The organism is Microbacterium sp. HMWF026, assembly GCF_003061325.1.
Lineage (GTDB): Bacteria > Actinomycetota > Actinomycetes > Actinomycetales > Microbacteriaceae > Microbacterium > Microbacterium testaceum_E.
In genome coordinates, this window is the sequence record NZ_QAJB01000179.1 from 9,264 (window position 1) to 20,444 (window position 11,181).

At 71.4% G+C, this 11,181-nt stretch carries 8 protein-coding genes; 2 read left to right on the top strand and 6 right to left on the bottom strand.

Features of this window, described 5'->3' with window-relative positions:
• Positions 1–954: pirin family protein (locus DBR36_RS07565; protein WP_219927630.1), on the top strand; the 954-nt coding region annotated here is incomplete at its 5' end.
• 53 nt (positions 955–1,007) lie between these two features.
• Here the strand turns inward: DBR36_RS07565 and DBR36_RS07570 are convergent.
• From DBR36_RS07570 to DBR36_RS07590, 6 genes are all read right to left on the bottom strand, one after another.
• On the bottom strand, positions 1,008–4,580 hold the full coding sequence (locus DBR36_RS07570; RefSeq protein ID WP_181373523.1) for a S8 family serine peptidase: 3,573 nt from the start codon (positions 4,578–4,580) through the stop codon (positions 1,008–1,010).
• Positions 4,581–4,719: 139 nt separating this feature from the next.
• Complete coding sequence (locus DBR36_RS07575) at positions 4,720–5,274, bottom strand: hypothetical protein (protein ID WP_108318272.1); 555 nt, start codon at positions 5,272–5,274, stop codon at positions 4,720–4,722.
• Positions 5,271–5,618 carry a hypothetical protein gene (locus DBR36_RS07580; RefSeq protein WP_116537273.1) on the bottom strand — a complete coding sequence of 116 codons (348 nt, stop codon included), beginning with the start codon at positions 5,616–5,618 and terminating at the stop codon, positions 5,271–5,273. The genes DBR36_RS07575 and DBR36_RS07580 overlap by 4 nt, the downstream gene beginning before the upstream one ends.
• A complete protein-coding gene (locus DBR36_RS18065) occupies positions 5,615–6,229 on the bottom strand; it encodes a hypothetical protein (protein WP_219927631.1) in 615 nt (204 codons plus the stop codon). Before DBR36_RS18065 ends, DBR36_RS07580 begins: the two co-directional genes overlap by 4 nt.
• The gene (locus tag DBR36_RS07585; RefSeq protein WP_219927632.1) at positions 6,157–7,407 is read right to left on the bottom strand and encodes a hypothetical protein; all 1,251 of its coding nucleotides are present in this window, start codon (positions 7,405–7,407) and stop codon (positions 6,157–6,159) included. Before DBR36_RS07585 ends, DBR36_RS18065 begins: the two co-directional genes overlap by 73 nt.
• A 71-nt stretch (positions 7,408–7,478) precedes the next feature.
• Positions 7,479–8,681: a M15 family metallopeptidase gene (locus DBR36_RS07590; protein WP_181373524.1), complete on the bottom strand. Its 1,203-nt coding sequence runs from the start codon at positions 8,679–8,681 to the stop codon at positions 7,479–7,481.
• A gap of 140 nt (positions 8,682–8,821) precedes the next feature.
• On the opposite strand from DBR36_RS07590, the gene DBR36_RS07595 reads away from it, so the two are divergent.
• Positions 8,822–10,969, top strand: coding sequence for an intein-containing Rv2578c family radical SAM protein (locus DBR36_RS07595; protein ID WP_181373525.1), 2,148 nt, complete (start codon positions 8,822–8,824; stop codon positions 10,967–10,969).
• Positions 10,970–11,181 lie beyond the last annotated feature (212 nt).

Below are 11,181 nucleotides of genomic sequence, written 5' to 3' on the forward strand. Positions count from 1 at the left end.
CTCGTGGTCGCCGCCCGCGAGGTGCCCCTCGGCGGGGTGCGCGGCATGGAGGTCCACCGGACCCTTCCCCACCGCTCGCTGCCGATGGTCGGGGCGTGGTGCTTCCTCGACCGCTTCGGACCGCAGGACACCCTGATGCGTGTCGAACCGCACCCGCACATCGGGCTGCAGACGGTGACGTGGCCGATCATCGGCGAGGTCCGGCACCGGGATGCCGTGGGCAGCGACGTCGTCGTCCGCCCCGGCGCCCTGAACCTGATGACCAGCGGCGCGGGCATCGCGCATTCCGAGTACTCGGTCGGCGAGGGGCCGATCCCCCTGGACGCCCTGCAGCTGTGGGTGGCCCTGCCCGAGGACCGGCGTCACGGCGCCCCCGCTTTCGAACGCCACGAGAATCTGCCCATCCTCGACCTCGGCGACGGGGCCGACGCGGTCGTCGTGATGGGCGACTTGGGCAGCGTGACCTCGCCCGCGACCGTGCACACCCCCATCGTCGGCGCCGAGCTGCGTCTGCCCGCGGGTGCCACCGCGCGGGTCCCGCTGCATCCCGAGTGGGAATATGCCGTGTACGGCATGACCGGCACCGCGCTGGTCGAGACGGGGGTGGATGCCGTCGACGCCGACGCCGCGAGGCGCCCGACCTCTTCGCCCGAGGCGGGGCCGGCGGCATCCGTCGATCACACCCGCCTGGTCTACGTGGGCAAGGGACGCGACCACCTCGAGCTGCGCAGCGACGAGGGTGCCCGGGTGTTCCTGCTGGGCGGGGAGCCGTTCGAGGCGGACATCGTGATGTGGTGGAACTTCGTCGGTCGCTCGCACGACGAGATCGTCGAGGCACGCGAGGCGTGGGAGGCGCGGAGCGAGAGGTTCGGGACGGTGGTCGATCACGGCCCCGAGCGGATCCCCGCGCCGCCCCTGCCGGGCGTGCGACTCACCCCCCGCAAGCGACGCTGAACACGAGAACGCGGCGCCCGAGCCGGAGCCCGGGCGCCGCGTCTTCCCGATGATCAGCGCTTGACGTAGATCGAGGTGCTCGTGCGCGAGCCCTCGACCGTCGCGCTGCCGGCGTAGACCGCCGTGACGCGCTGCACGCCCCGGGTCTGCGGGTCGACCGTGATGGTGGCCGTACCGTTCTGCAGGGTGGCGACGTAGTCCTTGCCGCCGACGGTCACGGTGACGTCGCCCTGGACGGCGGGACCAGCGGTGGGCTTGACCGTCACGGTGAGGACGAACGGCTCGCCGGTCGTGCCGACGCGCGGGCTCGGGGTCACCGAGATGCGCGACGAGACGACGACGGGGGCGCCGTTGCTGTCGGCCGTGCCGGTGAGCCCGGTGGCCGGGTCGGTCGCGGTGACGCGGACGCTCAGGGTGGTGCCCTGGTCGGCGCGCTGCACGCGGTACGTCGCCCCGGTGGCGCCGTCGATCGGCTGACCGTCGCGCAGCCACTGGTACGCGGTCGTGACGTCGGCCGGATCCCACGTGCCGGGGGTCGCGGTGAGCGTGCGCCCGACCTTGGCCGTGCCCGACACCGTCGGCGCCTCGACGACGACCGGAGCCGCCTCGCCCGAGTCGACGGTCAGCACCGTCTGCACGTCCGAGTCGCCGTACTGCACGACGCCGAGGTATCGCGTGTTGGCCGCGAGGCCCTGCCACGACAGCTCGTACGAGGTCGCCACGCCCTGCTCGACGGGCAGCGGGTTCGGCGTCGCCGTCAGCTGCCCCTCGCCACCCGGCGTGACGTTGACCGTGGTCATGTCCCACGTGAACGGCCCGGTGAACGAGTACAGGTTCGCCTCGATCAGGTACGTGCCCGGGGTCGGGTTCGGCAGCGACACCTGCTCGTCGGCCGAGGCCGTCGCCGAGGTGAAGCGCTCGTAGTACCGCAGGTCGTCGGGGCTGACGACGCGCGACACGAACAGGTCGAGGTCGCTGCCGGTGTCGTCGGACGAGTCGAGCGTGAAGCGCGAGAGCGTCGTGCCCTCGGGAACGTCGACCGTCCACCGCACGTAGCCGTCGGCGTCGCCCGAGTCCTGGTCACCGGAGTGGCCGTCGACCGGGTTGGCGGGGTCGGTCAGCAGCGTCTGCGCGGCCAGGCCCGAGAGCGTCAGCGGCAGCTCGCCGCCCACACCCGGGAGCACCTCGACGCTCGTCGACCCGGACAGGCCCGTGCCCGACACCTCGGCCGGAGCCTCGGCCGTCGCGGGACGCAGCGCGATGGGCGAGCGCACCTGCGTGTCACCGCTCGTCCAGGTGAGGAAGCCGGTCGTCCACTGCTCGGCCGGGGCGGTCGTGCGCGAGAAGGTGACGGTGAAGGACTTCGACTCGCCCGCGGCGCCGAACTCTAGCGTCGACGGCTCGACCACGGCATCCACTCCGGGAACCTCGACGGATGCCGAGAAGGTCCCCGCCTGCGTCGAGGTCACCGTACGGGTGACGGTCTGGGGCTTGGCGAGCGAACCGATCGAGATCGACGCGAGGTTGAGGTCGCTGCCGTCGATGGGCTCGACGCCGAAGTCCTCGAGGCCCTTGCCCTGCAGGAAGGCCGCCCAGTCGGCGGGCTCGTTCAGGTAGAGCAGGCCCGGGTCGAAGTACTTCGTCGGGTCGACGTGACCGGCGCCCTGCGCGAAGGGATCCTGAGCGGGCGCACCCTCGACGTCGACGGTGTCGTACGCGGTGGTCATCATCGCCGACTTCACCTCGGCCGGGGTGGCCAGGGGTCGCTCGCCGAGGTACAGCGCGGCGAGACCGGCGACGTGCGGCGACGACATCGACGTGCCCGAGAGGAACTCGAACGTCGGCGTAGCACCGGGGGCGTTGGCCGCGGCCGCGAGGATCGCGACACCGGGCGCCGACACGTCGGGCTTGAGGATGTCGCTGCCGTCGGCGAGCATCGGTCCGCGGCTCGAGAAGCCCGCGACCTGCGGCGTCGGGGTGGTCTCACCCGTGACGTTCTCGCCCACGAGGGTGGCCGTGGCATCCGCCGTGCCCCGCACGTAGGCGAGCAGGGCGTCGCGGTAGCGCGCGTCGATGTGGACGGTCGGCACGGAGTGGAAGTCGTTGTCGACCGAGGCGGGCGTGACGTTGACGAGGATCATGCCCACGCCGCCGGCGTCCTTGACCGCCTGCGACTTCTCGACGCGGGCGTTCTGGCCGCGGTCGCACACGACGATCTTGCCGGCGGCCTGCGCCGGGTCGAGCGATCCGAGCAGGCACAGGGCCGCATTCGCGGGATCGGTTCCGGATGCCGCGATGTCGCCCGCGTACACGACCGGTGCCGTGACCTCCTGGCCCGCGGGCACCGAGACCGAGGCGCCGGCGGCCTGGAACCCGTCGGGCAGCTTCACCGTGCCCTCGTAGGTCGGGATCGTCGAGGCGGCGACCGTGGTGTACCAGGGCGACGCGTGGTCGGCCGTCGAGGCGCCGGGGCCGGAGTTGCCGGCCGACACCGCGACGAACACGCCCGCGGCGGCGGCATTGAAGAACGCCTGGTCCTCGATCGCGAGGGTGCTCGTGGCGGCGCCGCCGCCGATCGAGTAGTTGATGACGTCGACGCCGTCGTCGACCGCCGCGTTGATCGCGCCGAGCAGGTCGCTGAGCGCGCACACGTCGTCGGTGGTCACGAGAGGGTCGGGGCCGGCCCAGCACGCCTTGTACGCCGAGACCTTCGCGGCGGGGGCGACGCCCGAGATCGCGCCGAAGTCGATGCCCTCGACGTCGGCTTCGACGCCGTTGTTGCCGGCCGCGGTGCTCGCGGTGTGCGAACCGTGGGCGTCGCCGTCGCGGGGCGAGAGGTAGTCGGCCTCGAAGGTGAAGCCGGTGGCCGCCGCGCCCTCGCCGAAGTAGCGGGCGCCGATGAGCTTGGTGGAGTAGTCCGACAGCGACCAGCCGTTGCCCTCGGCGACGCGCGGGGAGCGGAAGTCGGTGCCGTCGCCCTTGCGGTACACGACGTCGTTGCCGTCGAGGTAGGGCTCGTCGCCGGGGGTGGTGCCCAGCTGCTCGCCCGCGAAGGCGGGGTTCTCGGGCGCGATGCCGGTGTCGACGACACCGACCACGACGCCCTCGCCGGCCGCGTCGATCCCGCCGACCTGCTGCCACACGCCGTTGTCGCCCTCGAGCCCGAGGAACTCGGTGGAGGGGACGGCCGCGGGATGGCGGATCTCGTCGGGGACGACCTTCTGCACGCCCTTGGTGGCGGCGAGCTTGGCGGCCTGGTTGGGGTCCATCGTGGCGCTGAAGCCGTTGACGGCGATCGTGTACGAGTAGTCCGGCTGGACGCCCGCCTCGTCGGCGACGTCCTGCTGGCGCTGCTCGAGAAAGGCCGAGTAGCGCCGCGCCTCGGGCGTGCCCGTGTCGAGGTTGGCGTCCTCGGACTTCGTGGCCTCGAGGCCCGCTTCGCCGCCGCCGTAGGTGGCGACGGGCGCCTCGTCGAGAACGACGATGTAGCGCCCGGTGGCGGATTCGATGGGTGTGGGTGGGGTCACCCCCTCGCCCACTTCGGCAGCCTGAACGGCGGTGCCGCCGGCGACGGTGAACAGTCCGGCCAGAGAAATGGCCGCGACCGAACGCAGGGTTCGACCCATGGTGCGCTCCAAACGGGGGGATGAATTGAGCGATCTGCGCGACATCGGTGGCGCGCGTTGGTCAAACATAGCTCAGGGCGAATTCATCGCAAACGCATTTCTTGAACTCGGTCTGGCGCAGGGCCGGTTCACAGCGGCGTCAGCCGCGCGCCCGCACCGCCAGCCGCGCCCACCCGCGCGCCGTCGGCACCACGAGGGCCCCCGCGACGACCCACGTCAGAAACGCCCCGAACGCCCCCGTGAGGAAGAGGCCGAGGACGAGCGCCGCGACCACCGCGACGACGATCGTCAGCGCGGTCGCGACGAGCAGCAGGACGGCCCGGAACGGATGCCGCCGGAAGCTGCGCGGACCGTCGAGTGCACCGGCATCCGCACCACCCGCCGACGAGGCGACGACGAACGCCACGAGCAGGCCGACCGCCCCGGCGAGAGGCGACAGCACCGTCAGGGCGCCGACGATCACGAGGGCGACGATCACCGCGGCGAGGGCGCGGACGATCCGGGGGCGCCGGGCCCCCGGCGTCCCGACCAGCACGAGCGTCGTGGCCCAGAACGCGACGAGCGCCATCGCCGACGCGGCCGCGAGCGCGACGAACCCGACCCCCATCGCGGGAGTGAGCCCGGGCAGCACCAACAGCGCCTGCACGAGGGCGTGGACGAGGACGACCCCCGCGGCGGCCGCGGTGCGCCTCACGAGGCGACTCCGGCCGCGCGGTCGATGACCTCGCTGACGCTGCCGTCGAAGACCACCTTCGACGACACGGTCACCGTGACGCGGTCGGGGTCGGACCCCGGAGAGGAGGCCGCGACGTCATCGCCCGTGCTGGTGGTTCCCGTGCACGCGACCGAGCCGTCGTCGCCGCGTGTGCAGGTGGGGACGTCCTGCAGGGCGATGCCCTGCTCTTGCAGCACGTCGATCGTCGCGAAGCGCACCTCGGTCAGGTGGTTGCCGCCGACCGGGGCGATCGCGGCGATCTGCGAGCACCCGGCCAAGACGGCCACCGCCATCAACGGCGCGATCGACAGGACGCGCCTCACAGCCCGCGCTCCTTCTCGTAGGCGAGCAGCCGCGCCCGCTCGGTGACGTGCTGCGCCTCGAGCTGCGCGTCCGAGATGACCGACAGGTCGAAGGGCGCGGGCAGCAGCAGTTCGGTGTTGCGGTCCAGCGGCGAGCCGCGGCGCATCAGGGGCGTCTCGGCCCAGTCGTTCGCGGCGAGTTCGCGACTGCGGCTGGCGAGGTCGGCGATCGAGCCCGACGAGCCGGGCACCGCCGGCGACGAGTGGTCCAGCACCGTCGTGAACAGCGACAGCGTGCCGTCCCGGTTGTCGACGAGCTCGACGACCTGCTGCTGCTGGGGGAAGTCGATGCACGACGCGGTCGTGATCTCCCAGAACCCGCCGGTGTCGGTGGTGTGGGCCAGGATCTGATTCAGGTGGGTGTGGCCGTTGAGCCACCCCACCACCACCGGGAACTCCTGCAGCAACGCGATGAACTCCTCGGCCCCGTACAGCTTCTCGTCGGCCCCCGGTCGTGTCGCCCGGTTCTCGAGCGTGAGGCTGTTGTGGTGGCTGAAGATCAGCGCGAGCACCTGGTCGCGCTGGGCGATCTCGAGCTGCGCCCGCAGCCACCGCATCTGCGACTCGGGCACGGCGCCGTCGGGACCGGCGACCGCGTTGCAGGTGTCCAGCCCGAACGCGCGGACGCGGGGGCTGAGGTCGGCCTGCCACCACGTCTCGCCCGACGCGAGGTTCTGCGCGGTGAAGCCGTGGCGATCGGCCCCGGGGTCGGCTGGGTGCGGAAGTGCTCGGCCATGAATTCGCGCTGCTCGAACAGGTAGCGTTCCTCGTTCGCCGGCACCTGCCGGAACCCGGGACTTCCGGATGCCAGCCCCAGCGCCGCGAGCGCCTGCGACAACACGCTCGTGCTCGACGCCCACCCCTCGAGGGCGGTGGCAGCCGTGGCATCCACCGAATACGATTTCCGTCCGCCGACGGCCAGGGCGCGCAGCTGCGGGCTGATGTCGAAGGTGCCGAGCAGCAGTGTGTCGTGATTGCCGTACACCGCGTACCAGGGGGCGGGCAGGCCCACTGATTCGACCTTCGCGGCGATCGCCTGCGCGAGTAGGTCGGGCAGCCGGGGAAAGCCGTAGTCGCCGAAGGCACCGCCGCGCGGGTCGCCCGGACGATAAGCCCACGTCGCCTCGCTCCAGGCCTGCACGCCCTGCCACTCGGGGCCGCCGGTGGCGGGGTCGACGGCCAGGCCGTCCATCAGGTCGATGTACCAGCGCAGCTCGAGGTGGGAGTGCATGTCGGCGCTGTCGCCCGTGACGATCGCCGCGCTCATCGGGGCTCCCGTCAGCGGGCTGTACCGCGCGTCCGAGAACGCCTGCACCATCGCCGCGGTCGCGTGCGGGCTGAGGGGGTCCTGCGGGTGGAAGGCCGAACCCCACGCCGAGTGGTCCTGCACGATCATGGGTTCGATGCGACCGGGCGACTGCGCCTCGATCACGTGGAGGTCGGAGAGGTGGCCGAGGTACAGCAGCGACCGCCGGGCCGCGGTGCGGGCGGCCGACGGAGCCCGCCGCAGCACGTCGGTGCGGGGCAGGTACGGCTCGCCCGGTCCGGTCGTCAACGCGCGGTAGCGCCCTGAGACGAGGCTCCCCTGACGGATGGTCTGCTGCAGGGTGGTGGGGATGCCGGCGACGAGCGCTCCGGGCGCGGTGGCGGCGCACGCGGATGCGGCCGAGAGCGTGTCGAGTCCGATCCCCGTCGCGGCGGCGGCAGCAGCGGCGACGTGGAGGAACTGACGGCGGGACAGTCCGGTCACGAGATCTTCCGTTCGGGCGGAGGAGGGACTCGAATCTAGCGCCTCGGCGCCTCGGCCGTCGAGCGCGCGGCTCAGTAGGTCGGGGCCGCCGGAAGGCCGAAGAACTCCTCGAGGGTCGTGTAGCCGCCCTCGTGATACACGCGCGCCAGTTCGGGGCCGATGTAGCGCTGATGCCAGGCCTCGGGTTCGTAGCCGCTGACGCTCTCGCGCCCCTCGGCGTAGCGCGTGATGAAGCCGAACTCCCACGCGTGCTCGCGCACCCACGCGCCCTGCGTCGAGGCGGCGACGTCGTCGAGGGTGCCGCACGAGTCGTTGCAGGGCACGATGTCGACGGCCAGGCCCGACTGATGCTCGCTGTAGCCGGCGCGGGCGCTCTCGCGGTCGGCCTCGGCCACACCGCCCACCGCGACGCGGCCTGCGTAGGTGGACTGCTGAGTGGAGTACGACCGGAAGGCGCTGAGGTAGCCGATCTCGCCCGCCCCCGCGTCGGACGCCGCCTTTACCATCGCGGTCAGGGCGTTCGCCGCCGCCGCGCGCAGGGCCGAGTCCTCGAGGGCGCGGACGTTCTGCGGCATGATCAGGTCGCCCGCGCGGTAGTCGAGGGGATCGAGCGGGCGCTGCTTGTTCACGACGACCCACTCGCGGTTCGGGTCGCTCAACGAGACGCACGGGGCGATTCCGGATGCCACCGCCGCACGGAACGCGCTCCCCCCGCCTGCGGCCGCGAGGGCCGCCGCGTCGTCACCGGCCGCGAGGGCCGCGGTGAACGCGGGGTCGTCGCACGGAGTCGCGGTCGCCGCGACGGCCGACACCTCGGGCACGGGCAGCCCCGCATCGGGGACGGCGGGGGGCCCTGCGGCGACGGCGGCGGTCAGGGCGGAATCGTCGACGGTGGCGGATGCCGTGGCATCCGCCCCGGATCCGGCCACCGTGCCGATGACGAGGGCGGAACCGATGAGGATCGCGATCGCGGACCCGGCGGCGATCGCGAGCCGGCGACGACGACGCGCGGGCAAGGACGCCAGGGCCGCGCCGGCATCGCGCAGGCGCTCGAGCACGCCGGGGCGAGAGTCACCGGATGCCGGCAGCGGCGCTCGTCCGACGCCGGGCGACACGGCGATCGCGCCCGTCGCGGCTTCGCGCAGCTGTCGGCGCGTCGTGGGTTCGGCAGGTGCCGGCGGTGCGACCGGCAGAGAGAGCGCCGCCGTCGCCAGACGCTCGGCCTCGGCGCGCGCGGCGCGGCGGGGCGAGAGCTCGGGATCGGGGGACGTCACTCGACCCATTCTCTCCCGCGCGCCCGCCCGGGTCGACCCCCGCCGGGTGAGTCTGCCGCCGACGACCGGGTGAACGGTCGGTCTTCGAAAGTGAGGTCCGAGCGCTTGCGCCTGAGTAGAACATGTGTTCGACTATCGGCATGAGATGGCAGGGACAGCAGTTGGGTGTCGACGACGCGGCGGCGCTGCCCGGCCTGGAACGCATGGACGGCCTGGTGCGGTCGGTGACCACGCCCGAGTTCGCCGACATGACGTTCCACGAGGTGCTGTGCAAGAGCGCGCTGAACCGCGTGCCGGGCGCATCGGCCATGCCGTTCGACTGGACGGTGAACCCGTATCGGGGCTGCGGTCATCAATGCGTGTACTGCCTCTCGCCGGACACGCTCATCATGAGAGCAGATGGCCGACAGGTGCCTCTTTCGGCGATTCGCATCGGCGACGTGATCCTCGGGACCGAAAAGGGTTCCACTTACCGCAGATATGTCCCCACGACAGTGCAGGCGAAGTGGACGACCCGAAAGCGCGCCTACCGGGTGACGCTCGGCGATGGAACCGAGATCGTCGCCAGCGGTGATCATCGTTTCCTCTCGGACCGCGGGTGGAAACACGTCATCGGCGCCATGAACGGACGAGATCGACGGCCCTTTCTCACCCCCGCGAACCGCTTGATGGGTTTCGGGGTGGGACCGCCTCGCGAATTCCCCAAGGAGGACGCGGAATGGAAGCGGGGGTACCTGACAGGGATGATCCGCGGCGATGGCATGATTTTTCGCCGCGAGTACGACGACGGCCGGCGCGTCCGCGCCATCCATCGTTTCCGCCTTGCTCTTGCGGACGTCGAGGCGCTCGACTTGTCGAGAGCGCTTCTGAGCGAGCTCGGCGTGGAAACACAGACCCGGCCCTTCGCCGTCGGCATGGGACGGCGCCCGATGACAGCCCTGCATACGGCGAAAGCCCGCAACGTTGATCTCATCGAAGCCCACACGGAGATCCCGTCTCCCCGCTCGTCATCCTGGATGGCGGGATTCCTGGCGGGCATCTTCGACGCGGAAGGATCGTGCTCGCGGGGCATCGTCCGCATCTCGAACGCGAACCCGCAGATTCTCGATCTCATCGAAGAGGCGGCGCGAGCTCTCGACTTCGACGTGGTGCGCGAGCCCGCACGCGAGAATGGTGTCCGCTCGATTCGGCTCCGCGGGGGATTGAGTGCAAGGCAGCGCTTCTTTCAGCTGACCCGCCCGGCGATCACGCGAAAGCTCGAACTTGCGGGCGCCTCGGTGAAAACGAGCTCCGATCTCCGCGTGCTCTCCGTAGACGATCTCGGATACGACATAGACATGGTGGACATCACCACGGGGACAGGGGATTTCGTCGCGAACGGAGTCGTGAGCCACAACTGCTTCGCCCGCAAGACTCACGAGTATCTCGATCTCGACTACGGGGCGGACTTCGACTCGCAGATCGTGGTCAAGATCAATGTCGCCGACGTGCTGCGCACCGAACTCCGACGCGGTTCATGGGCACGCGAACCCGTCATGCTCGGCACCAACACCGACCCCTACCAGCGGGCCGAGGGCCGCTACCGGCTCATGCCCGATCTCATCGGCGCTCTCACCGAGAACGCGACGCCCTTCTCGATCCTCACCAAAGGGACGCTCCTTCGTCGCGATCTCCCCCTGCTGACCGAAGCGGCCCAGCGCGTCAGGGTGTCGCTGGCGATGTCCATCGCGGTTTTCGATGACGCGCTGCAGAACGCCATCGAGCCGGGCACACCGAGCGCCGAGGCGCGACTCGAGACGGTGCGCGCCGCGACGGCGGCCGGATTCCGGGTGACGGTGTTCCTCATGCCGATCCTCCCCCACCTCACGGACTCCATCCCCGCGCTGGACGACGCCCTCGCGCGCATCCGCGCCGCGGGTGCCGCACGCGTCGTCTACGGGGCGCTGCACCTGCGGCCGGGGGCGAAGCAGTGGTTCCTGCAGTGGCTGGAACGCGAGCACCCGCACCTGGTGTCGTCGTACCGGGGGCTGTACCCGGGCGTTGCGTCTCAGGCGCCCAAGGCGTACCGCACGTGGCTCGGGCGGCGGATGCAACCACTGCTGCGGATGCACAGACTCGACGGGTGGGACGAAGACGACCACCCGCGGGGCCGCCCGCAACCGGGCCTCGCCGCCCGCTCGGCGGGGCAGGTCGTCGCCCCGCGCGGCCTGGGACCCGTGCGCGGCACCGGGGGAACGGCATCCACTCGCCCGCGCGTGGCACCCGCGAGCGAGCCGACGCTCTTCTGACACCGCCCGGGCCACCGTTCATCGGCGCCATTTCGCACGACTCAACGCGCGCGGCAACACATCAGCGCCACCGGATCCCCACTCTCCCCACCGCTGCCGCCATAGCTCCACTCGACGCGCCCTTCTTTCCACCTCCTCCCGCGCTTCATCAGCGCCAAATGGCACCACCCAACGCGTCTCACGACACTTCGACGCCACCCAATCCCCACTCC

Excerpts from the sequence above, each read along its gene's own strand:
- DBR36_RS07570 (WP_181373523.1), bottom strand. The coding sequence starts at position 4,580 with ATGGGTCGAACCCTGCGTTCGGTCGCGGCCATTTCTCTGGCCGGACTG.
- DBR36_RS07595 (WP_181373525.1), top strand. The coding sequence starts at position 8,822 with ATGAGATGGCAGGGACAGCAGTTGGGTGTCGACGACGCGGCGGCGCTG.